This is a genomic window from Heliorestis convoluta (genome assembly GCF_009649955.1).
Taxonomy (GTDB): Bacteria; Bacillota; Desulfitobacteriia; order Heliobacteriales; family Heliobacteriaceae; genus Heliorestis; species Heliorestis convoluta.
Genome location: NZ_CP045875.1, coordinates 2,258,985 through 2,281,308, shown reverse-complemented (window position 1 = coordinate 2,281,308; position 22,324 = coordinate 2,258,985). Strand labels below are relative to the sequence as shown.

20 protein-coding genes and 2 pseudogenes are annotated in these 22,324 nt (G+C 43.1%); 19 read left to right on the top strand and 3 right to left on the bottom strand.

The features are described 5' to 3' along the window. Positions 1-20 precede the first annotated feature (20 nt). The 7 genes and pseudogenes from FTV88_RS10915 (at position 21) to FTV88_RS10885 (ending at position 5,651) form a co-directional block, all read left to right on the top strand. Positions 21-1,076, top strand: coding sequence for an ABC transporter ATP-binding protein (locus FTV88_RS10915; RefSeq protein WP_153725651.1), 1,056 nt, complete (start codon positions 21-23; stop codon positions 1,074-1,076). A gap of 285 nt (positions 1,077-1,361) precedes the next feature. Next, on the top strand, positions 1,362-2,747 hold the full coding sequence (locus tag FTV88_RS10910) for a SpoVR family protein (protein ID WP_153726625.1): 1,386 nt from the start codon (positions 1,362-1,364) through the stop codon (positions 2,745-2,747). A 179-nt stretch (positions 2,748-2,926) separates the two neighbouring features. After that, positions 2,927-3,841: an SEC-C metal-binding domain-containing protein gene (locus tag FTV88_RS10905; RefSeq protein WP_207707860.1), complete on the top strand. Its 915-nt coding sequence runs from the start codon at positions 2,927-2,929 to the stop codon at positions 3,839-3,841. Positions 3,842-4,118: 277 nt separating this feature from the next. Then, on the top strand, positions 4,119-4,256 hold the full coding sequence (locus tag FTV88_RS10900) for a hypothetical protein (protein WP_153725650.1): 138 nt from the start codon (positions 4,119-4,121) through the stop codon (positions 4,254-4,256). Between the two features lie 79 nt (positions 4,257-4,335). Further along, entirely contained in the window at positions 4,336-5,085 is a 750-nt protein-coding gene (locus FTV88_RS10895) for a CPBP family intramembrane glutamic endopeptidase (protein WP_153725649.1), read from the top strand. A 1-nt stretch (position 5,086) separates the two neighbouring features. Then, positions 5,087-5,164 (top strand): annotated as a pseudogene (locus FTV88_RS16175) (DUF4160 domain-containing protein); the annotation flags it as partial. Between the two features lie 208 nt (positions 5,165-5,372). Further along, complete coding sequence (locus tag FTV88_RS10885; protein ID WP_153725648.1) at positions 5,373-5,651, top strand: hypothetical protein; 279 nt, start codon at positions 5,373-5,375, stop codon at positions 5,649-5,651. Between the two features lie 103 nt (positions 5,652-5,754). Here FTV88_RS10885 and FTV88_RS10880 read toward each other — a convergent pair whose 3' ends face one another. From FTV88_RS10880 to FTV88_RS10870, 3 genes are all read right to left on the bottom strand, one after another. Then, positions 5,755-7,569 (bottom strand): methyl-accepting chemotaxis protein, encoded by a 1,815-nt coding sequence (locus tag FTV88_RS10880; RefSeq protein WP_162008001.1) that lies wholly within the window; start codon positions 7,567-7,569, stop codon positions 5,755-5,757. A gap of 212 nt (positions 7,570-7,781) precedes the next feature. Then, the gene (locus FTV88_RS10875) at positions 7,782-8,126 is read right to left on the bottom strand and encodes a cupin domain-containing protein (protein ID WP_153725646.1); all 345 of its coding nucleotides are present in this window, start codon (positions 8,124-8,126) and stop codon (positions 7,782-7,784) included. A 71-nt stretch (positions 8,127-8,197) separates the two neighbouring features. Then, positions 8,198-8,506 carry a NifB/NifX family molybdenum-iron cluster-binding protein gene (locus tag FTV88_RS10870; protein ID WP_153725645.1) on the bottom strand — a complete coding sequence of 103 codons (309 nt, stop codon included), beginning with the start codon at positions 8,504-8,506 and terminating at the stop codon, positions 8,198-8,200. Positions 8,507-8,779: 273 nt separating this feature from the next. On the opposite strand from FTV88_RS10870, the gene FTV88_RS10865 reads away from it, so the two are divergent. The 12 genes and pseudogenes from FTV88_RS10865 (at position 8,780) to hypD (ending at position 22,308) form a co-directional block, all read left to right on the top strand. Then, a complete protein-coding gene (locus FTV88_RS10865; RefSeq protein ID WP_162008000.1) occupies positions 8,780-10,660 on the top strand; it encodes a PAS domain S-box protein in 1,881 nt (626 codons plus the stop codon). 89 nt (positions 10,661-10,749) lie between these two features. Further along, positions 10,750-11,576: pseudogene (locus FTV88_RS10860) on the top strand (Dam family site-specific DNA-(adenine-N6)-methyltransferase). 68 nt (positions 11,577-11,644) lie between these two features. Next, positions 11,645-13,111, top strand: a complete 1,467-nt coding sequence (locus FTV88_RS10855) for a spore germination protein (RefSeq protein WP_153725643.1) — start codon at positions 11,645-11,647, stop codon at positions 13,109-13,111. Positions 13,112-13,388: 277 nt separating this feature from the next. After that, positions 13,389-14,525, top strand: coding sequence for a hydrogenase small subunit (locus tag FTV88_RS10850; RefSeq protein WP_153725642.1), 1,137 nt, complete (start codon positions 13,389-13,391; stop codon positions 14,523-14,525). A 6-nt stretch (positions 14,526-14,531) separates the two neighbouring features. Further along, a complete protein-coding gene (locus tag FTV88_RS10845) occupies positions 14,532-16,268 on the top strand; it encodes a nickel-dependent hydrogenase large subunit (RefSeq protein WP_153725641.1) in 1,737 nt (578 codons plus the stop codon). A gap of 34 nt (positions 16,269-16,302) precedes the next feature. Continuing rightward, positions 16,303-16,971: a Ni/Fe-hydrogenase, b-type cytochrome subunit gene (gene cybH, locus FTV88_RS10840; protein ID WP_153725640.1), complete on the top strand. Its 669-nt coding sequence runs from the start codon at positions 16,303-16,305 to the stop codon at positions 16,969-16,971. A gap of 115 nt (positions 16,972-17,086) precedes the next feature. After that, positions 17,087-17,569, top strand: coding sequence for a HyaD/HybD family hydrogenase maturation endopeptidase (locus tag FTV88_RS10835; RefSeq protein ID WP_207707859.1), 483 nt, complete (start codon positions 17,087-17,089; stop codon positions 17,567-17,569). 25 nt (positions 17,570-17,594) lie between these two features. Further along, positions 17,595-17,933 (top strand): hydrogenase maturation nickel metallochaperone HypA/HybF, encoded by a 339-nt coding sequence (locus FTV88_RS10830; protein WP_153725638.1) that lies wholly within the window; start codon positions 17,595-17,597, stop codon positions 17,931-17,933. Between the two features lie 11 nt (positions 17,934-17,944). Continuing rightward, positions 17,945-18,619 carry a hydrogenase nickel incorporation protein HypB gene (gene hypB / locus FTV88_RS10825; RefSeq protein WP_153725637.1) on the top strand — a complete coding sequence of 225 codons (675 nt, stop codon included), beginning with the start codon at positions 17,945-17,947 and terminating at the stop codon, positions 18,617-18,619. Beyond that, a complete protein-coding gene (hypF, locus tag FTV88_RS10820) occupies positions 18,616-21,018 on the top strand; it encodes a carbamoyltransferase HypF (protein WP_153725636.1) in 2,403 nt (800 codons plus the stop codon). The genes hypB and hypF overlap by 4 nt, the downstream gene beginning before the upstream one ends. Beyond that, complete coding sequence (locus tag FTV88_RS10815) at positions 20,981-21,211, top strand: HypC/HybG/HupF family hydrogenase formation chaperone (RefSeq protein ID WP_153726623.1); 231 nt, start codon at positions 20,981-20,983, stop codon at positions 21,209-21,211. Before hypF ends, FTV88_RS10815 begins: the two co-directional genes overlap by 38 nt. Then, the gene (gene hypD / locus FTV88_RS10810; RefSeq protein ID WP_153725635.1) at positions 21,193-22,308 is read left to right on the top strand and encodes a hydrogenase formation protein HypD; all 1,116 of its coding nucleotides are present in this window, start codon (positions 21,193-21,195) and stop codon (positions 22,306-22,308) included. Before FTV88_RS10815 ends, hypD begins: the two co-directional genes overlap by 19 nt. Positions 22,309-22,324 lie beyond the last annotated feature (16 nt).

Sequence of the window (22,324 nt, the reverse complement as noted above, 5' to 3'; positions counted from 1 at the left end):
ATAAAGGTGGTGACTTTCTTTTGTATCATATTGATTTGCAAGGCTTATATAAGACCTATCCAGGATCTACAGAAGCAGCGGTGAAGAATTTATCCCTTGCCGTGGAAAAAGGAGAGATCGTAACACTGCTTGGCCCAAGTGGTTGTGGTAAAACGACGACATTGCGCTTGATCGCAGGCTTCGAGCGGCCTGATCAGGGCACGATCTCCCTGGGTGGACGCATTGTTAGCAGCAAAAGCAACTGGGTACCACCGGAAAAACGAGGCATTGGCATGGTGTTTCAAGATTATGCTCTTTTTCCTCACCTTACCGTCTTTGATAACGTGGGCTTTGGCTATCGCGAGCGAGACAAAGCAGAGAGGGTCCGCGAAGTCTTAGCGATTGTGGATCTGCAGGGTTATGAAAAGCGGTACCCCCATGAACTATCAGGGGGACAGCAGCAGCGCGTTGCCTTAGCAAGAGCGTTAGCACGCAGACCTATTGTAGTTCTACTCGATGAGCCTTTTAGTAATTTAGATGCTGATCTTCGTACGCAGATGCGCGTTGAAGTCAAAGATATTATCAAAGAAGCGAACGCAACGGCTGTTTTTGTTACTCATGATCAGAAAGATGCGCTCGCTATCTCCGACCGTATCGTTGTAATGCGTCATGGTGTGATTCAACAACTCGGTACACCACGGGAGATCTACCAGTATCCGTCCAATCGCTTTGTCGCCACTTTTGTGGGGCAATCTAATTTAATGAAAGGTAGAATTGGTGACGATGGACGCTCCGTCGTTACTTCGTTAGGTACGATTGCCTGTAATCACACCCACAACCTTTCCCCTGGCGAAGAGGCTTATATCTCCATTCGACCAGATAGTCTGGAACTAGATCCAGAAGGTATGGTGTGCGGGACTTTGATGCAATGGACCTACACCGGGGAAGCCATTGATGCTTTGATTGAAGCGGAATTAGCTGATGGTGGAAAGCAAGAAATTCTAGTTCATATCCATCCTGAAGAAAGTGTCAAAAAAGGGGATCGCCTGCGCTTTCGTGTATTGCCTCATTTTGTGGCTGTTGTCAGAGCCGATTAAAGGACCGATTCCTTTAACCAAGTAATGAAATATATAGAACTTCACAAAGCAGCCTTGAAGCAACCATAAGGTACCATAAAGCAGCTATAGCAGTAGCTTAACAGCAAGAGAACGCCAGTAATCGGGCGTTCTCTTTACTTTTCATAATATTTACATATTGATTTAGGGACGACATACATATGTTGAAAAGGAAGTGAAGTACAAGGAGGTAGATTCCTTTTGAATTCCCATAAAAGCCCTTTAGATCGAGACTTGGATCGGCTGGCTCAATCCATTCCCAAGTTGATGGACATCGCAAAAGACTATGGACTTGATTTTTATGAGATGCGCTTTGAAGTCGTACCGGCAGATGTTCTTTATACTTTTGGAGCCTACGGAATGCCGACTCGATTTACTCACTGGTCTTTTGGTAAGACATTTCAGAAAATGAAGATGTCTTACGATTATAACCTATCGCGAATTTATGAACTGGTGATCAACTCAGACCCTTGCTATGCCTTTTTATTAGAAGGAAATCGACCAATTCAAAATGAACTTGTCAGTGCCCATGTGTTGGCCCATTGTGACTTTTTCAAGAATAACGCCGCCTATGCAGGTACTTCGCGGTTTATGGTCGAGTCTATGGCTTCTTCGGCAGAGCGAATTCGGAAGTACGAGTTAGAACAGGGTCGGCAAGAAGTAGAGAAGTTTCTAGATGCAGCTTTGGCTTTACAAGAACATATCGATCCCTATCATCGTACGATTAAAGAAGTGAAAGAGAAAAAAGAAAGTCCCCCACAGTCAAGCCGTTATGATGACTTATTCCAACTCGAAGATAAGCTTGCAAAAAAAGAGAGAGATGAAGCCAAAGTTAGCAAAGAAAAAACAAGCAGCGATAGTAAGTCAAAAATTTTATCACATAGTGAAACGAATGAGAAGAAAGAAGAAAATGAAAGCTCTACAAAAAAACTATCACCCCAAAAAGATGTATTGCTCTTTCTGATGAAAGAAGGACGCTTTCTGGAAGAGTGGCAACAAGATATTCTTTCGATCATACGTGATGAAATGCTTTATTTTTGGCCGCAGTTGCGGACGAAGATCATGAATGAAGGGTGGGCCTCCTACTGGCACCTACGGATCATGCGAGAAATGGAGATGACCGAAAACGATGCCTGGGAATTTGCCAAAATGCATGCCCAGGTCGTGCAGCCTTCTCGCTTATCGATCAATCCTTACTATGTAGGCTTGAAAATGTTTGAAGACATTGAGAAGCGCTATGGCCGAGAGAAGATGTTTGAAGTGCGGGAAGTGGAAACAGACCAATCCTTTTTACGCAACTACCTAACCAAAGAACTAGTCCATGACCTTGACTTATATATCTACAAAAAAGTCGGCAACCAGTGGCAAGTGATCGAAAAGAACTGGGAAGTAGTCCGCGATCAATTGGTAGACAAATTAACCAATGGCGGCTTCCCGACCATCTACGTGGAAGATGGTGATTTTAACCGAGCAGGAGAACTCTATTTGCGACACGCCTACGAAGGCGTAGAATTGGATATTCCTTACTTGGAAAGAACGATTCCTTATCTCTATACCTTTTGGCAGAGGCCGGTACATCTAGAGACGATGATTGATGGGAAGAAAGTTCTTTTTACCTATAATGGCGAGAAGGTTACGCGGAAGTATCAGTAGGTGGCGGAAACGGAATGGATGACAAAAAGACCAGATATCGCTTTCTGGTCTTTTTGTTGTTTGGTAGTCTATGTACCCCATGATACAAGTGAAAGAATAACATATCTAGCGAGTGAACTAAATGGTGTAGAAATGTGGTATATTACTTATCGAAGCTATTCTGATAGGGAGATACATTCATGAACAAAGCAGAAAAACTTGCGGCCTTTAATAGCATTACAGATACCGATATTTTATCTGGCAATAAAAAGAGTAAGCAGATCGTTAAAATGTTCTTGCGGGGAATGACCTATAAAGAGATAGCAGCCCAGTTTGAGCTGTCAACTAGTAGAATCGGACAGTTATTAGACCGACAAGCCAAGCGGGCTATTTTCTACAAAAATAACAAGTTATTGCTCGATTATGCCATATCCCTCACCCACCTCTATGGTATAGTCCACAAAGACAAGGTGGTTGAGATTTATAACCGGCAAAATAATGCCGAAGTTAACTCAGACACCCTTGCCAAAATTGCTCGAGTGGCGCCACTAGAATTAAGAAATAATTTTGTTGTAGTATTTGACGATTACTTTGTGGAAGAGACAATCATAGAGTATGACGAGTTCGAAGAACAACTTAGGCAACGGATAGGTAAGCCTTTTTACGTTCCAGAGCAAGAAGAGTTACTAAAATACAAAGAGGAATCATACCACGAGATTACGAAACAATACAAAGCTTTATTAAACTATCTAAGCAAGAACATCTTTAAAGGTGATTTTTTCAAAGCAGAAAATCTTTGTTCAGATATTCAAGGCACCTGCCAGTATGATTTCTCAATGGAAAACATTATTGATGTCTTTAACCGTAGAAATGTAATCTTTAAAAATAGAGATCAGGTATCTGAAGTGATGCAGCTTGTCATCGATTTGGCCAACAATACAAGGCTATGTGAAAACAACGGCCATACACCGGAAGAAATATTAAATATAACGAAAAGGCCTAATTTGGCAGGCCATTCTAGTGAACAGGCTAAAAGTAGCAAAAAAGTTGGCAGGAATGATCCCTGTCTATGTGGCAGTGGGAAAAAATACAAGAAGTGTTGTGCATATACTTAAAAAGCGAAATTTCAAGATAGAGAGCCTTAATGCATAAAAGGTCACAGGTTAAGAAGATTTTTAACCTGTGACCTTTGTATTAATATTGAGAGAAGGGTCATCTCATTTGGACTAGGAGATACGGCAGCATCGGTATTCCGCCAGAACAGCATGAGTCGATCTTTCACCCTTCGCTTTTATCATTCCAATTGAAGGGTCGATCAATTGGTTTAAGCTATCTGAAGATGTACTGATAAGCTAAACTAGCTCGGGTATCCTACTTGCAGAGGTGAATGTAATGACCGAACAGAAAAGACCACGAATTGTTGCCGGTCCCGATGGTGATGCCTTAGAGGCTACGTTAGTCGCTCAAACAGCGATTCCCTGGGATAAACAGAAGGGTTGGTATGATTTGGCTCAATATTTCCTTTTTTAGCACAATATTCACATAAAAAGGGATTCTGGTACACAGGCCTAACTAAGAATCGTTTTATTTGGAGGAAAAGAACGGAACTATGAAAAACAACGATCTAAAGATAAGCCTTCTTTTTACACTGATAGGACTTGCTGCAGGTTTTTCTTTAGGATATTTTCAACTATCAGCTGCGACTGAAGAAGTAAGACAACAGATTGTGGCTCAACTTGGCTCAACAGAAATACTGCTAGTCATTTCCACAGTACAAACAGCTATATATGCTTTCATTTCTTCATTTGTTGGACTTAAATTGGCCAGGAAAGTACATTTAAGCTTAAATTTTAGATATGAAAAAAATAGTGTAATAATAGCTTTCATAATTGCAACGGTTTTGGCTATCACGTTGTCCGGTTTTGATAAGTATGTATTTGCTCCATATCTACCTCACCAGATCGAAACTTATCGTTTTTCACTGTGGTACTTTATCTCTAGTGTTTTATACGGTGGTATTGTTGAAGAATTAATGATGAGACTCTTTTTAATATCTTTAATCGTCTTTGTTCTTTGGAGATTATTCGCAAGAGCTAATAAAGAAGAGTCTATTCCTTCCTGGATCTATGTAAGTGCAATACTTTTAGCAGCGTTGATTTTTGCTGCTGGTCATTTGCCAGCTACGTCGGTCCTGCTAGGGCTATCAACGCCGATTATTATTCGAGCATTTCTATTAAACGGCCTTGCAGGTATTGGATTTGGCTATCTTTATTGGAAAAGTGGGTTAGCCTATGCAATTTTAGCACACATGCTGACCCACGTTTTTAATCAACTTATTGTCATGCCTCTTTTGTTTTGAACCATCTAAACAATTAAAGCTTGTCTTAGCATGGTGTGAGATTCACAGAGATGAATTAATGAAGAACTGGGAAAATGCCATAATATTCAAAAAAGACCAGATATCGCTTTCTGGTCTTTTTGTCGTTAGTTTCTTCTGTTTGTTATATTTCTTATCAGATGAAATAGGATATCGGTGAGTTAGCGGAGAAGATAAAGGCAGCGACTACAGTTTAGATTGGTGCTGATTTTCCACAGCTTCTGTCGACACATCGCAGTAGAGGAAAAAATTAAGGAGAAAAAAAGACAATGGAACAAATTCAAGAGCGTTTGGAACAATTACGAGCTACTACGCCAATTATCGCAGGTATGAAGTATGAGTATGAGATAATCGAACAAAATCAAAGGGTTAATCTGTACATAGAGAACGATCACTATTCATACACCATCTCAGCAGAAGAAAACCTTCTGTGTGGGTATGCAATGAGATATGATTATCTTACTTTTGATTTTCCAGAAGGGGAATTTAACGAAGAAACATGGACTAAAATCATTCAGGAGATTACTTCTTTTGAGGAAGAAGTGTAAATACCCTTAAAAAAGCTGCATCTCACAAAAAGGCCAAGGACTTCTCAATCCTTGGCCTTAATTTGCTACGTATTCTTACTTGGGCTACGCTTTTCTCGATTTATTATTCAGAGAACTCATCAACCCGCTTTTGTAAGTTATTCGCTAGAACAGTCAATTGATTGGAAAGAACAGAAATCTCTTTTACACCAGAGAGGTTATTCTTGTTGGTTTCGAGCACTTGTAGTATCCTTTCAGCAGATACTTTCGCTGAATGAGAAATGTCTTCTGAGCTTGCAGCGATTTCTTCAGAACTAGCAGACATTTGCTGAGAAGTAGAAGACATATCTTCAAGCTGCTCCGTTACTTTTTGAATTGCCTGGACAATATTTAAGAACATTTTTCGTACATCATGTACCATTACAATTCCATGGTCAGCATCTTGCTTACTACTTTCAACCATTTTTACAGTTTCTGCCGTCTTCGTCTGAATTTCTGCAATTAATTGTTCAATATGAGAAGCAGATTGAGAAGTACCATCAGCTAGCTTGCGAATTTCTTCTGCAACAACGGCAAATCCACGCCCCTGTTCTCCTGCACGTGCTGCCTCGATGGCGGCATTTAACGCCAATAAATTCGTTTGAGAGGAAATAGATAAGATGGTATTGGTAAATTCAACGATTTGAGCCACTGTTTTTTGAAGTAATTGGATAACATCTACTGTCTGCTGAGCGCTTTCTTGGATCGTAGTCATTTGGTCCATTGCATTTTCTATGGTTCGTTGACCGTTTTTCGCATCTGTAGCCATTTTTTCTGATTCACCAGAAATATAGGATGCCGATTCAGCAATACGTTGAACTCCAATCGTCAACTGTTCGATGGCCTGCATGCTCTCATTCGCTTTATTGGCCTGCATATCAGTAACTTCAGAGGCGTTACCCATTTCAATGATGGTTTGATTAATTGACTCTGTAGACTTATGAGAATAAGTTGATAACTTTTCTGCAAAAGCTAGTGATTCTTGTGAAGCTTCTTTGATCTGAGAGATAAAGTTGATCTTCTGAAGCATCTGATTCAATGTTGATGCCAGTTGCCCGATCTCATCATCTGATTTATACTGAATGACTCGTGATAAATCGCCTTTACTAATTCGACAAGCATCTTCGTACAAAATTGAAAGTGGAGTATTTACTTTTCGATGAATCTGCCAAAACGCCAAAATAATGTTTCCTAATAAAGCAAGAAGAATCACTATAATTACTTGTAGATAGGTCTGTTGTCGTTTTGTGAATCCCTCGACTTCTAAACTAGTTCGTTGATCCAATTTTATGAAAAACTGATCAATTGGTTCCATGATTTTTGCTTTTTCTATGTGATAACGCTGATCATGCATGATTCTCCGAGCAAACTCTTCATTTGTTTCACCTGGATTCATCAGTTGTACTTCTTCAGGTCGGATCATTTCTTTCATAGCATTCATTGCCATTTCTTCTATTTTTACAAGGTTATTTGAATTTTCTTCAGCTTGCTGTAGATAGCCGAATTCTTCTTCAGTAAATCCCAATTGTTTCATTTGATCATTTAATGAGATTGTTTCACCATCAGAACGTGTGTACTCGTCATTAGCAGCGACAAAATCCCAATATGAACGTTCATAACCTTGTGGTCGAGGTTGTTTTCCATTACGTATATCGAGAATCGTCCAATAAATTTTTTCATATTTATCGTCACCGGTTATAACGTATGTACGAGCCATTCTAGTGAGGTCATCAGAACTTTGTCGAAGTTCATCAGCGAGCAAATAAGATTGGTACCTCACTTCTGCACTAAGTAAAAGATCTTTTTGATTTTGGTAAAGCAAAAAAATGAGAACCATCAAAGTTGCCAGTAGAATCCCTGTAATTAGATACATAATCTGAAACAGCCGTTTAATCGACATGAGCATCATCCTTTATTTGTTCATGTATTTTTTTGCGCATGCTTCTATAATGATTATAGTTTATTTATATAAACTTGTCGATAATGGACGTTTTCGAACTACGCAACCAGTGGAAAGTGATAGAACTAGCTTGTATGAATGAACCCCCGGTACGATAAGTTGTACCGGGGGTTCATTGATGACTATTCGGCATAAATCAAGTTGAAAACTAGCTAGAATTCCTCAGCAAACATCTTATCTTTTGGACCCGGTGATAAGGTTACATAAAGAGAAAGCTCTTCATCACCAGTATTTTTCAAGCCCAACAATTCTTGCTCCTGACACACCAGCCCTTCACCTACTGCAAGCTGAGTATCCTCTCCGTCCACTGTAAATGTAGCCGTTCCTCGCAATATTTGAATGATTGTAACCATTCCGGGATGAGTATGAGGGGGTAAGACTTGTCCTGGTTTAAAGTTGAGGACAAAAGACAAGATACTACTATCACTATAAACCACTTTTTTCGTTAACGATTTGTCAGAGTACACCATCTTACTTGACAAATTAAAGGTTTGCATAGTAAACCTCCTATGGGTTTATTTATGATGACTGTGACCACAGGAGACAAGGTCAGCTTCTTGTACCTTCTCTAACTTTTTCTCTGCGAAGGCCCGAACAACTTCTTCGAGAGTTGCGGGAGCCGTTTTGTATATTTCGATTCCCGACTCTTTAAGGTTCTATAGACTCCACCACCAATACGGACTACGATGACGCTATCAACTTGTTTCGATAAAAACCACTTGGGAAATTCGTCGTGTCTGTTTTGCATAGGCGGCGTTGCATGAACTTCCTTTTTAACGAGATTTCCATTTTCTAGATAAACAAAGGCGAAAGATTTGCTATGTCCAAAATGGTCACTCACTTGATCGCCTTCTACGGGTACAGCTAACATCGACATAGTAGCAAGCCTCCTTTTCCTTTATTATTCCAATGAAAGGGTAGCCAATTCGTCGAAGCTGCAGGAAAAAAGAATCTTTGCCAGACCTTGCTTCAGACGAACTGGAGCAAGGCTTTTTGATTGGAGCTATAATTCCCAGTTTTACTACTTTTCTTGGGGTAATGTTAAAAAATGTGTAGGAATAAACAGATTTTTGAAATAAAATATACATTAACCAGACATTCTTCAGAAAGGGAAATGAGACAGAAAAGTGAGGAGAAGACTCTGAACACAATGCTTATGAAAGAAATGTCAACCAACGAAATGCTACAGCGTATCGAGTCATTAGAAGAAGAGAACTATCGGTTGCGCGAAAAGCTAATTGACAACAGCCGAGTGATAGTAGAACTAGAAAAACTACTACACGAAAAATACCACATCCTAGAAGGTATTACAGATGGCCTCGTTGCAGTCGATCATGAATGGCGATACATATATATTAACGCAGCGACTTATCGCTTTCTTTCCAAAGAAAAAGAAGAGGTCATCGGCAAGAAAATCACAGATTATTACCCTCAATATGCGGAGCCGCTCATAGCAATCAAAAATCGGGGAAAAAAATGCAAATTATCGGCAGTGCTCGAAGAATACTCAAAACAAAATGACCGCTGGCATGAAGTCCTCATCTACGCTGTATCAACAGGCTACCTATTTTTCTTTCGAGATATTACATCACGGAAAAAGGCAGAAGAAGCTTTAATCCGTTCTGAAGAACGGTTTCGAAAAGTTTTTCAAAAAAGCCCCTTATCTAAGCATGTTCTAAAGTTATCGGATCTGACGATTGTGGCTGTGAATGATTCTTTTGAAGAGGTTACGGGCTACTCTAGGGGTGAAGTCATAGGAAATAAATGCGAAGATTTAGCTATAGCAGACAAGCCTGATAATCTCATGGAATTAGAAGAAAAACTCCTTCAATACGAGCGCTTTGACGGCTTAGAATTGAACATTACAACAAAAGCAGGTGAAAAGCGCACCATGTTGTGCTCAGCCATGCTGATTGAATTTAATGATGAACCCTGTGTGCTCATATCGAGCGAAGATATTACAGAGCGAAAAAGATTTGAAGAAGATCTTCGTCTTTCAGAAGAACGTTTTCGCATGGTATTTTTAGAGAGTCCCATTCCATTATGTGTTGTTGATACCGACAGCAAACGAATTCTTGCTGTGAATCGAAGCTTTGAAAATACATCAGGATATTTACGAGAAGAAATGATAGGTAAAACTGCTGTAGACCTCGACTTTTACTATGATCTAGAAGACCGTAATGGTTCCATGAACCTTCTCGGTATAAAAGGTCGTTATCAAAACCTTGAGATAAAACTTAGTAGAAAATCAGGAGAAACGATGGTTGCCCTTATTTCTGCAGAAAGTATCACCATACAAGGACGTAGATGCTTTTTATTTCAAGTCAACGACATTACCGAAAAGAAAAGGCTCGAGCAAGAACTTTTGCAATTGGCTCGATTGAATGTCATTGGTCAGATGTCGGCCGGCATAGGCCATGAAATTAGAAATCCCTTAACGTGTGTCAGAGGATACTTACAGTTTTTAAAAGCTAGAAACGAGTTGGCTATCTATCAGGACCACTTTGATGTAATGATTGATGAGATCGACCGAGCCAACGGCATAATTACAGAATTTTTATCGATCAGCAAAAAATCAACCTCTAAGAAAGAGCTAAAGAACATCAACGAAATCATTCGCAAGCTAGAGCCCTTGTTACAAGCCGATGGAATAAATTCAAAGATAGAAGTAAGCTTCCAATTGGATCAGAACATAGAGGACCTTATGGTAGACGAAAAAGAGATCCGTCAACTCATATTAAATCTATTTCGAAATGGAGTAGACGCCATGTCTGAAGGTGGGACAATGGTTGTCAAAACATTGAAAGAAGATCAGAATCTCCTGATCATCTTCCAAGATCAGGGCCCAGGTATTCCCGAAGAAATCCTGAAAAACATAGGTGTTCCTTTCTTTACGACAAAAGAAAACGGAACAGGACTAGGTTTGGCCGTCTGTTACGGCATTGCAGCCAGGCACAACGGAACGATTCAATTCGATACCTCGCCCCATGGAACAACCGTTACCGTTCGATTGAAAAGGCTTTATACTTAAACTTTCCTAGCTCTTGAATCCCTCTCCGTACCCTCCTTGTCAAGACCTGCGCAAAAAGGTAGAATGCATCAAGAAGGGGGTGCTTTTTCTTGCGTCCATTTTTAAAATGGCCTGGTGGCAAGCATAAATTGGTCCAAAGAATTCAAAAAATCCTACCACAAGGGCGCAGACTCGTCGAGCCTTTTGTCGCTCAGGTGCCCTTTTCCTTGCCACGGAAAACTATGCGGAATATCTTCTAGCCGACACCAACGCCGATCTAATCAATCTCTACCAATGCCTACAAAAAGATAAAAGCTTCATTAAAGCATGCCAAAAACTCTTTCAACCAGAAAACAACAGCGCCGAGCGCTATTATGCCTTGCGACAGCGATTCAACGAAAGCCTAGATCCCTGGGAACGCTCCACCCTCTTTCTCTACCTGAATCGGCATGGCTACAACGGCCTCTGTCGCTATAATAAAAAAGGAATCTACAACGTCCCATTTGGACGTTATAAAGCACCTTACTTCCCCGAAAAAGAGATGCATCACTTTCATGAAAAAGCACAACGAGCCACTTTTATGATCGCAGACTTTCGAGAAACCTTTGCACAGACGAGAAGAGGCGATGTTATATACTGTGACCCGCCTTATGCACCGCTTTCAGCAACCAGTGATTTCACAGCCTACGATGGACAAGCTTTTACATACCATGCCCAAGTAGAACTAGCACAACAAGCTTACGAAAAAAGCCAAGCAGGCATCGACATCGTTATCTCCAATCATGCCACAGCAGAAATGCTTGCCCTCTATCGAAAGAGTCACCTAGAAGTCTTTAACGTACAACGTACAATCAGTTGTCAAGGAGATCGCAGAAAAAAGGTACATGAACTGCTCGCGTACTTTCCTTCTACCCTGCCTACTTTTCGCAGAGCATAAAAGCATAACCCCTTCCCCAAACCAGCAAACTAAGCATGGACAATGGGGAAAGGGGTTATGTATTGCCAATGGGCAAAAAAGGAACGCAAAAGCCACTCTCTTCTCAATATGATGAAAACATCGACTATCTGCTCAAAGAACTGCGCATCGAAAAAAACTTTGATATCATCCATCACAAGATGGAGTATAGCGGTAAGAAGCTAGCCCTCTTTTTTATCGACGGCTTTGCTAAAGATGAGTCTATGACGTTCATCATGAAAGAACTTAGCAGACTAGAAGAAAGTCAACTCGAAGGCAACGCTATCGAGAAGCTTACACGAACTATTATACCCTATCTGGAAATAGAGACATCAGAAGACTTAGAAGAAGTCATTAACCAAGTCCTTGCAGGCCAAGCAGCGCTCGTCATAGAAGGCTGTCAAAAAGTTATCTTACTCGATATTCGTGAATACCCAGTCCGTTCTCCCGATGAACCCGATATAGAGCGCGTCGTACGGGGGCCTCGAGACGGCTTTGTTGAAACGATTGTCTTTAACTGTGCCTTGATACGACGGCGAATTCGTGATCGCTCCTTAATCATGGAATACATGCAAGCCGGAGAAAGATCAAAAACAGATATTGCCATTGCTTATATTGATAACATTGCCGACCCCAATCTGGTAGAAGCTATTAAAAAGAAAATTGATCAAATCTCCATTGACGGGTTACCAATGGGTGAGAAAACAGTTGAAGAATTTATCTTTGGCCGTCACCTAAACCCCTATCCCATGGTTCGCTATACAGAAAGAGCCGATACCAGCGCTGTCCACCTGATGGAAGGCCATGTAATTATCATTGTCGATGGATCGCCCAGTGTTATGATTTGCCCTACAACCTTCTGGCATCACTTACAGCATGCCGAAGAATATCGACAAAAGCCTGTCATTGGTGCTTTCTTGCGCTGGGCTCGCTTTGTCGCTGTTATCGGATCACTTTTCTTACTGCCTCTGTGGTATCTTGTAGCCACCAACCCGGAGTTGCTAGGAGAAAACTGGAAGTTCATGGGTCCGGAAGAGGTAGGAGAAGTCTCGCTTTTCTGGCAGTTTTTCATTGCTGAGATTGGCTTGGAGATCTTACGCATGGCGGCCATCCACACGCCCAGTGCCTTAGCGACGGCCTTGGGTCTTGTGGCCGCCATCTTAATCGGAGAAGTGGCTGTAGAAGTAGGCCTTTTTACCAGTGAAGTCATTTTATATCTTGCTGTCGCGGCAGTTGGTACCTTTGCAACGCCGAGCTATGAATTAAGCCTAGCCAATCGAATCTTTCGCATTCTTTTCTTAATTGCAGCCGCGGTTTTTGGGGTCTATGGTTTTCTTGTGGCTGTTTTGCTGTGGTTTCTTTTACTCGCAACAACACGATCGCTGGGAATGCCTTATCTCTGGCCCCTCTTGCCTTTTGACTGGAAAGCATTTTTGGACTTACTTTTCCGTGCACCCATACCCCTTCGCAAGACGCGCTCAGCCATTTTACATCCTCAAGATCGAAGCAAACAATAAATGACTCTAATAAGCCGCCAGAAACAGCTACGTTTCTGGCGGCTTTTATTGTATACATACAAAAAAATGCATTTAATGAAGGATTTAATAGGACTTTTTTCGAACAATTGGAATAAGAGAAAGTAACATTCATCCAGCCTGCCCTAGAAATTATCAAAAAATAAAGGGCCTGAGAAATTGCTTTGTACAAATTTTCATAATGCAAGAATATTTTCTATTCTTGTCGAACAAGCAAGAAAATAGCAGAAAAGTAGGACTTATAAGGAGGGATAGCCCTATGAACGTTAAGGAAAAAGACACATTTTACGGCGCCTTACAAAAGCGAGGTGTCAGTCGGCGGGACTTTCTGAAGTTCTGCACGGTTATGGCCGCTTCTCTTGGTTTAAGCTCTAGCGGAGCCATGACCATAGCAGAAGCCCTAGAGTCAAGACCGAGAATGCCTGTGATTTGGCGACATTTTCAAGAGTGCACCTGTTGTACCGAATCTTTTATCCGTACTTCACACCCCATTGTTTCTGAAATTATTATGTCAATGATTTCTCTCGATTATGATGAAACACTGATGGTAGCAGCCGGTGAACGAGCAGAAGCCATGGCTAGAAAGACAATGGAAGAACATAAAGGCAACTACATACTTGCAGTAGAAGGCGCCATTCCCATGGCCGATGGTGGTATCTATTGTTGTGTAGGCGGACACAGTGCTCTGGAATTGCTCAAAGAAGAAGCCCAGCACGCCAAAGCCATCATTGCCTGGGGTTCCTGTGCTGTGAATGGCTGTGTACAAGCAGCCAAGCCGAACCCAACAGGTGCTGTGGCTGTGCAAGACATCATCAAGAACAAGCCGATCATCAATGTACCAGGCTGTCCTCCCATTGCAGAAGTTATGGCGGGTGTGATCACTCATGTCCTTACCTTTGAACGCTTGCCCGAGTTAGATGGTGAAGGAAGGCCGAAAGCTTTCTATGGTCACCGTATTCATGATAAGTGCAATCGCCGTGCTTATTTCGATGCGGGCATGTTCGTGGAATCTTTTGACGATGAAGGAGCCAAGCAAGGCTGGTGTCTCTACAAGCTCGGTTGTAAAGGCCCGAACGCCTATAACAACTGCTCGAACATTGGCTTTAACGGCGGTGTAAGTTATCCCATTAAATCAGGCCATCCCTGTATTGCCTGTTCCGAGAAAGGCTTCTGGGACTACACAGGTGGGCAATCCATTTACTCTCATCTTTCCGATGTACCAGGCCTGAAAATTGGCAAAAATGTTGACCAATTTGGCGCTATCGTTGTTGGCGGTGCTATTGCTGGTGCAGCCGCCCACGCAACTGTTTCGGCTGTAACGAAAAAAATGCACGAATCCAAAAATGAAACAACAACACCGTCAAAGAACAAGGAAGACGAAAGCATTGGAGGGTAATACAAAATGGCTGAACGGATTGTAATTGACCCTGTCACTCGTATAGAAGGCCATTTACGGGTAGAAGCAACAGTTCAAAACGGAAAAATTATTGATGCTGCCAGTTCAGGCACGGCCATTCGAGGTCTAGAAATCATTCTACAAAATCGCGATCCTCGCGATGCCTGGGCTTTGGTGCAGCGCATCTGTGGTGTATGTACAACCATTCATGCTCTTACCTCAGTTCGAGCCGTAGAAGATGCCTTGGCGATTCGAATTCCTCCCAACGCGGAACTGATTCGCAACATTATGTTCTGCGCTCAATATGTACAAGACCACGTTGTCCACTTTTATCATCTTCATGCTGCCGACTGGGTCGATATCCCCAACGCTTTGCAAGCCGATCCAGCGCAAACAGCAGCATTGGCCCAGAGCATATCGAACTGGCCCAAATCCACAGCAGGTTACTTCCGCGATGTACAGAATAAGCTAAAAAGCTTTGTGGAAAGTGGACAGCTTGGTATTTTTGCCAATGCCTATTGGGGCCACCCAGCCTACAAATTACCACCAGAAGCAAACTTAATGGCCCTGGCGCACTATCTAGAAGCTTTGAACTGGCAAAAAGAAATCGTCAAGATTCACACGATTTTCGGTGGTAAAAACCCACACCCCAACTACCTCGTCGGTGGTATGGCTTGTTCTATTGATATTAATGGTGACAACGCCATTAATATCGAACGTTTCAATATGATTGAAAAGCTAATTAATGAAGCCATTGAATTTGTTGAGCAAGTATACATTCCAGATCTAATGACCATTGCCTCTTTCTACAAAGATACAGCATCATACGGCGGTGGCGTAGGCAACTATCTTTGCTTTGGTGACTTACCTACTACAAACATTGATGATTTCTCCAATTATCTTTTGCCAAGAGGCGTCATACTGAATAAAAACCTCAACGAAGTGCTCGCTGTCGATCCTCGGGACCCTGAGCAGATCCTAGAATATACCGACCATTCCTGGTACGACAACTCCAAGAGCGGCCTTCATCCTTGGGATGGAGAGACCAAAATGAAGTATACAGGACCAAAGCCACCCTACTACACCCTTGATGAGAGCGGTCAATTTAACAACAAATACACGTGGCTCAAAGCACCACGCTGGAAAGACAAGCCGATGGAAGTAGGCCCGCTGGCTCGCATGCTCGTAGCTTACGCGAAAAAAGATGCACTGGCCCACGATCAAGTAAAAGAAGAAGTAGACAATGTCCTCAGTACGCTGGGCGTAGGACCAGAAGCGCTCTTCTCCACACTAGGTCGAACGGCTGCACGTGGCATTGAATCAAAACTTGCTGCGCACTGGTTAAAGCGCTTTTACCGAGACTTGATCGACAATGTGAAAAAGGGTGACCAACGTACCTTTAGTCCAGAAAAATGGGAACCTAAGACATGGAGCAAAGATGCCAAAGGGGTAGGTTGGGCCGAAGCACCTCGCGGTGCCCTTGGACACTGGGTTCATATCCAAAACGGCAAAATCGCCAACTATCAATGTGTCGTTCCAACCACCTGGAATGGATCACCAAAAGATCATCTAGGCGTCAGCGGGGCTATGGAACAAGCTTTAATTGGCACACCCTACGTTAAAGAAGATGAACCTCTAGAAATGTTGCGCACCATTCACTCTTTTGACCCTTGCCTTGCTTGTGCCGTGCACCTCGTCGACAAAGAAAAGCAGAAAGTTACAACCGTCGAAGTACAACGATAAAACCCTTGCGACTGAATCCGAAGGGGGGACAAGGATGAGAAAGCTCAAGCCTGTCTACGTTTGGGAACTGCCTGTACGCATTTATCACTGGGTAAATGCGCTTTGTATGGTACTTCTTTTTGCAACAGGTATCTACATTGGAACGCCTTTTTTACGGCCCACTGTCGTTACCGGTGATGCCACCACGGTTTTTTGGATGGGTGATGCCATAGCTGTTCACATGGCGGTGGCTTACCTTTTTACAGCCAACTATCTTTTTCGTATCTACTGGGCTTTTGTAGGCAATGAATATGCTCGTACCCATCATTGGCCTTGGCAAAAAGCCTATTGGGGAGAATTTCGAGATACTTTGTTGCACTATCTCTTCATTAAAAAGGATGAACCTCACCACCTAGGACATAACCCACTGGCGAACTTGGCCTATTTCTTTTTCATTATGGTTGGCTCTGCTTTCATGGCAGTTACGGGCTTTGCCATGTATGGAGAACTTCATCCCGATGGATTTATGTTCAGTCATTTTGGCTGGATAATCCCACTTCTTGGCTCAAGCTTTGAAGTACACATGCTGCATCGCCTTGGCGCATGGTTGATGGTTTCCTTTATATTCGTTCACCTTTACATGGTAATACGTCACGATGTATTTGCTAGAAATGGCACTATGTCATCCATTTTTAGTGGCTATAAGTTTGATGTAGAGAAATAATCAATCCTACGGTATGGGCCTACCATTATTATCGTGAAAGGGGAGAAGGCGCCTTTTACCTTGTCGGCGTGATTGCTTTGCAAAGGCAGGGGAAAAGGCGTCAGTATCAATAGGCATGAAAAAAATTGTTCTACTAGGAATCGGCAATCTGCTTTACTCCGATGAAGGACTGGGCGTTCAAGTTGTGCAGGCTTTGCAACGAGAATACTTCTTTCCTGATAATGTAGAAGTTGTAGACGGTGGAACCCAAGGCTTGCTTCTATTAGAATATCTAGAAGAAGCAGACTACTTTCTCTGTGTTGATGCCGTCAACGGTGGAGAAGAGCCGGGCACTTTGATACGAATGGAAAGAGAAGAACTTCCACACTATGTAGGGATCAAAATGTCACAACATCAACTAGGTTTTCAAGAAGTACTCGCTTTAGCGCGTCTACGTGGGACCTTGCCAGAAAAAATTGTCTTACTAGGGCTACAACCGGCCAGTTTTGATTTTGGCATGGAGTTGTCTGCTCCTATTTACCAAGCCTTGCCAACGCTAAAAGAGGCTTTGCTTGAACAGCTGAGAGAATGGGATGCCATGCCCCTAAAAATCGAGTAAAGAGGAGGGAGCCCTCCTGCATGAAATGGCTTTAATGCAAAGTATGGTCTCCTTGCTGCAGGAAGAAGCAGCAAAGAACAAGATTCAAAGCATCACCAAAGTGAAAATGTCAGTCGGCGCTTTGACCCATGCTTTGCCCGATGCATTGCAATTTGCTTTTTCCGTAGTCAAAGAAGAACCTCCTTTTTCTCCCCAGGCTCTTTTGGAAATTGAGTGGATAGAGACAAGAGCTTATTGCAACAGTTGCACCTTAGAATTTGAGGTGCAAGGGGAGCAGCTTTTTACTTGTCCTCAATGCCAATCTTTTACCGTTAAGGTTATTGCAGGTCGGGAGCTTTCAATTGATTATTTTGAAGGGGAGTAAGGGAACAAAAGATGCAAATTCACCTGAACCAAAAGCTACTAGGAGCCAATGAAAAGGTTGCTTCCGAAAATCGAAAGCGCATGGAAGAAAAAGGCGTCTTTCTTTTGAACTTAATGAGCTCGCCCGGTGCCGGGAAGACAACGGTTCTAGAAAAGACTTTGCCTCTCTTCAAAGAGCGCCTTGCTGTTGCGGTCATTGAAGGTGACATTGCCACACTTCGAGATGCCGAAAGAATCGCCGCCCTTAAAGTCCCTGTGGTTCAAATCAACACCCATGGTGCTTGTCATCTAGATGCAACGATGATTCAATCGGTATTGGATCAATTTGATCTAGATCAGCTTGACTTGTTGATTGCGGAGAATGTAGGGAACCTGGTCTGTCCTGCTGAATTCGATTTAGGAGAAGCAGCCAAAGTCGTTTTGCTTTCCACAACGGAAGGCAATGATAAGATCCCCAAATATCCGCTGATGTTTCGAGAAGCCGACGGTTTACTGATTAACAAGATTGATTTACTCCCTTTTACCGATTTTAGTCTCGAGGAAGTAGCAAGGGATCTGAAAAAGATCAATCCATTGCTACCGACCTTTCCTGTATCAGCTCGCACTGGCGAAGGGCTAGAAGCCTGGATTGACTGGCTCCTAACCAAAATGCAAGAAAGAAGGGAATCGTCATCGGTAAGACCATGAGGAGTCTGCAAGTTGAAGTAAAAGGGCTGGTACAAGCCGTAGGCTTTCGTCCCTTTGTCTATCAACTTGCGCACCAGTGGAATCTGCGTGGTTGGGTCTGTAACAATGCAGAAGGGGTTGTCATCGTTGTAGAAGGTACTCACAGTGATATGGAAGCCTTCTTACAAGATCTTACGACCAAGGCGCCTCCTTTAAGTCGCATTGATCAAGTCAATCTTTCCGAACAAGAGTGGAAAAGGTATACAGAGTTTACCATTCGACCAAGCCAAGAGGGACAGGCTCGATTGGCGCCTGTCCCTCCTGATATTGCGATCTGCCCTCAGTGTCATGAAGACTTATGCAACAAGGGCAGTCGCTATTATCACTATCCCTTTACCAATTGCACCAATTGCGGCTCTCGCTATACCATTATAGAGACTTTTCCCTACGATCGGCCTCGGACAGCGATGGCTTCTTTTGCTATGTGTTTGGCTTGTCGTCAAGAATATATGGATCCTCTCAACCGCCGCTTTCACGCCCAGCCCATTGCATGCCCAACTTGTGGACCACACCTTTGGATGAGCGATAGGCAGGGCCGTCCCTTACAAGGTGCCTGGCAGGAAAACTTTCACAAGCGGATTCGAGGAGGCCAAATTGTAGCGGTAAAAAGTCTAGGTGGCTTTCACCTTGTCTGTGATGGCCGCAATGCTACAGCCATTACAACATTACGGCAAAGAAAAAAGCGCCCTCACCAACCCTTTGCCGTTATGGGCCAGGGAATCAAAGTCGTGCAAGCCTTATGCCTTCTATGCGACGAAGAAGAAAAAATGTTAACAGGGCCTCAAAGCCCTATCGTTGTTTTAGAACAAAGGCGAGACATTGCACAGCAATTGCCTAGCATCGATCTTTTAGCACCGGGCGTGAAAACACTCGGTATGATGACGCCCTATACCCCCTTGCATTTCTTACTCTTTGCTGATGATGTTGACGTACTCGTGATGACATCTGGCAATCTTTCTGGCTTTCCCTTAGCGAGAACAGAAGAAGAAGCTTTAGAGCAGCTCTCTTCCATAGCCGATGCTTTTTTGTTTCATAATCGACCTATCGTCAGCCGAGCCGATGACTCTGTACTTCGCTTGATAGACGGAAGCTGGCATTTGTATCGTCGTTCTAGAGGCTTTGTTCCTGTAAGCTTGCCTCTACCGGCTCCTTCAGCAACGCCGTTGCAGAGTGCTTCTATGTTGGCAGTCGGTGGCGATATGAAAAATACCTTTGCTCTAGTCAAAGATGGAGAAGCTGTACTAAGTCAACACATGGGGACCCTGCACACACGAGAAGGAGAAAAGAATTACCTAGAAAGCTTGACGCATTTACAAAAGTTGCTTGATCTAGAACCAGCGAGTATCACCTGTGACGGACATCCTCACTACCACAGTGTTCATCTAGCCCATCGCTTGTCCAAGCCTTTGCTGACAGTACAGCACCATCACGGCCATTTCGCTGCAACCATGGCTGATCACGGCTGCACGCAACCTTGCATCGGTGTTATCATGGATGGAACAGGCTATGGTGATGACGGTACCATCTGGGGCTTTGAAATCATGACAGGAGACTTACAAAGCTACCAACGTCACTATGCCTTACGCCCTGTCCCTTTGCCTGGTGGAGAAAGGGCTGTGAAAAAACCTTACATAACGGCAGCTGCTTTTCTAGGGGAAGCTTTTGGTGATCCCGGATGGGAAAAAGCCAAAGAACTTTTTCCTGCAGAAGCCAAAGAGATTGCGCTAGCACGTCTACTCGTTCAACAAAAACTAAATAGCCCTCTTGTCTCAAGTGCAGGTCGCTTTCTTGATGCTCTATCGGCCTTGCTTGGAATTTGCAAAGAAAGCACCTACGATGGCCAAGCTGCCATTGAGCTCGGAGAAGCCCCCTCTTATCGCCTCGGTCTTGCTGGCAGAAAAGCCCATAACCATGAAATTGAAGAAACATTGGCTCTTGGCTCTTATCCCTTTTTGCTTCCTCAAGACGCGTCTTTGTATTTTGATTATTCTCCAGTACTAACAGGTCTTTTAGAGGATCTAGAAAAAGGTGTAGATAGGTCTATTCTAGCGAGTCGATTGCACAATAGCTTTGCTTTGTTGATTCGAGAGGCAGTATGTAAAGTTGCACAAAAAGAAAAGAGAAGCACCGTAGCACTCGGTGGCGGTGTTTTTCAAAACCCTTACTTATTTACCCTGGTTCACTATCTTTTGCGTCAAGAGGGCTTGCAAGTGCTCTGGCCTCAACGGGTTCCAGCAAACGATGGGGGCCTTTCTTACGGCCAGGCTGCTATTGCATACTGGCACCATCAACAAGTCAACGAGGAAAAGGCAGGTGTTGAAGATGTGTCTAGCAGCACCTTCAAGAATCACTCGAATTGAAGAAGCTTCTATGATGGCCGAAGTGGAATCTTTCGGTAACAAAAGGAAGGTCTCTTTACTTATGGTTCCAGAAGCGAAAATGGGAGACTATGTTCTCGTTCATGCTGGCTATGCCATTCAGATTCTCGATGAAGCAGATGCGAAGGAAAGCTTGCGCCTGTGGGAGGAAATATTGTGCTCTCAGAACAACTAAAGCGTTTTCGAGAACCCCAGTTGGCCCGGCAGATGCTGGACAAAGTAAAAAAAAGCTTGCAAGAACTGCAAGCCCATCTTGGCTATAAAGCCACTTTTATGGAGTTTTGCGGCACCCACACAGCCGCTTTCTCGCGAACAGGCTTACGAGAAGAACTGAAAGAAGATGTAAATCTATTAAGTGGGCCCGGTTGTCCCGTCTGTGTAACGGCAGATTCCCATATCGATCAAGTAATCGCCTACAGTCAACTTCCCAACGTGATTATTACAACCTACGGCGATATGGTAAAAGTGCCAGGAACAGAAAAGACGTTACAAGAACAAAAAGCTTGCGGAAGCGATGTTCGCATCGTCTACTCTTCTTTAGAAGCTTTAGAAATCGCGAAAAAAAATAGCAACCGACCTGTCATCTTTATTGGTGTTGGCTTTGAGACGACAACGCCTACAGCCGCCATGACTTTGCGCAAAGCCATGGAAGAGGGCGTCAATAACTTTTATCTCTATTCCTTACATAAAGCCACAGCGCCGGCCCTACAAGCCCTTTTCTCGACGAACCTGCCGAATATAGATGGCATCCTTTTACCAGGTCATGTGGCGATTATCACAGGTCGTCGTCAATGGGATGTAATCACAAAGGATTATAACTTGCAAGGAACTATCGCAGGCTTTGAAGCTTTGGATTTATTGATCGCTTTGGAGGATCTATGCTCTCGCATCCAAAATTCATCGAAGCAAGTGGGCAACGCTTACGGCAGAGCCGTTCAAGAAGAAGGCAATATCATTGCCCGGCAAGCGATGGATCATCTTTTTGAACTTCGAGATGGACCTTGGCGCGGACTCGGTACCATTTCCCAAAGCGTCTATAAACTCAAAAAAGAATATAAAGCGTACGATGCAGAAGAAGTCTTTCCCTTACCTTCGATCCCACAAGGCAAACCGTCACCTTGTCTTTGTGGAGAAATCTTAAAAGGACTCAAAAAACCTTTCGAATGTCCACTTTTTGCCCATCGCTGTAATCCCATTCGGCCCCAGGGCCCTTGCATGGTGTCCCATGAAGGAACTTGTGCTATTTACTACAAATATGAAAGAACTGTCTAGTAAGGAGAAGGGTGCC

Excerpts from the sequence above, each read along its gene's own strand:
- FTV88_RS10910 (WP_153726625.1), top strand. The coding sequence starts at position 1,362 with ATGGACATCGCAAAAGACTATGGACTTGATTTTTATGAGATGCGCTTT.
- FTV88_RS10905 (WP_207707860.1), top strand. The coding sequence starts at position 2,927 with ATGAACAAAGCAGAAAAACTTGCGGCCTTTAATAGCATTACAGATACC.
- FTV88_RS10900 (WP_153725650.1), top strand. The coding sequence starts at position 4,119 with ATGACCGAACAGAAAAGACCACGAATTGTTGCCGGTCCCGATGGTGAT.
- FTV88_RS10895 (WP_153725649.1), top strand. The coding sequence starts at position 4,336 with ATGAAAAACAACGATCTAAAGATAAGCCTTCTTTTTACACTGATAGGA.
- FTV88_RS10885 (WP_153725648.1), top strand. The coding sequence starts at position 5,373 with ATGGAACAAATTCAAGAGCGTTTGGAACAATTACGAGCTACTACGCCA.
- FTV88_RS10880 (WP_162008001.1), bottom strand. The coding sequence starts at position 7,569 with ATGTCGATTAAACGGCTGTTTCAGATTATGTATCTAATTACAGGGATT.
- FTV88_RS10875 (WP_153725646.1), bottom strand. The coding sequence starts at position 8,126 with ATGCAAACCTTTAATTTGTCAAGTAAGATGGTGTACTCTGACAAATCG.
- FTV88_RS10870 (WP_153725645.1), bottom strand. The coding sequence starts at position 8,506 with ATGTCGATGTTAGCTGTACCCGTAGAAGGCGATCAAGTGAGTGACCAT.
- FTV88_RS10865 (WP_162008000.1), top strand. The coding sequence starts at position 8,780 with ATGCTTATGAAAGAAATGTCAACCAACGAAATGCTACAGCGTATCGAG.
- FTV88_RS10855 (WP_153725643.1), top strand. The coding sequence starts at position 11,645 with ATGGGCAAAAAAGGAACGCAAAAGCCACTCTCTTCTCAATATGATGAA.
- FTV88_RS10850 (WP_153725642.1), top strand. The coding sequence starts at position 13,389 with ATGAACGTTAAGGAAAAAGACACATTTTACGGCGCCTTACAAAAGCGA.
- FTV88_RS10845 (WP_153725641.1), top strand. The coding sequence starts at position 14,532 with ATGGCTGAACGGATTGTAATTGACCCTGTCACTCGTATAGAAGGCCAT.
- cybH (WP_153725640.1), top strand. The coding sequence starts at position 16,303 with ATGAGAAAGCTCAAGCCTGTCTACGTTTGGGAACTGCCTGTACGCATT.
- FTV88_RS10835 (WP_207707859.1), top strand. The coding sequence starts at position 17,087 with ATGAAAAAAATTGTTCTACTAGGAATCGGCAATCTGCTTTACTCCGAT.
- FTV88_RS10830 (WP_153725638.1), top strand. The coding sequence starts at position 17,595 with ATGGCTTTAATGCAAAGTATGGTCTCCTTGCTGCAGGAAGAAGCAGCA.
- hypB (WP_153725637.1), top strand. The coding sequence starts at position 17,945 with ATGCAAATTCACCTGAACCAAAAGCTACTAGGAGCCAATGAAAAGGTT.
- hypF (WP_153725636.1), top strand. The coding sequence starts at position 18,616 with ATGAGGAGTCTGCAAGTTGAAGTAAAAGGGCTGGTACAAGCCGTAGGC.
- FTV88_RS10815 (WP_153726623.1), top strand. The coding sequence starts at position 20,981 with ATGTGTCTAGCAGCACCTTCAAGAATCACTCGAATTGAAGAAGCTTCT.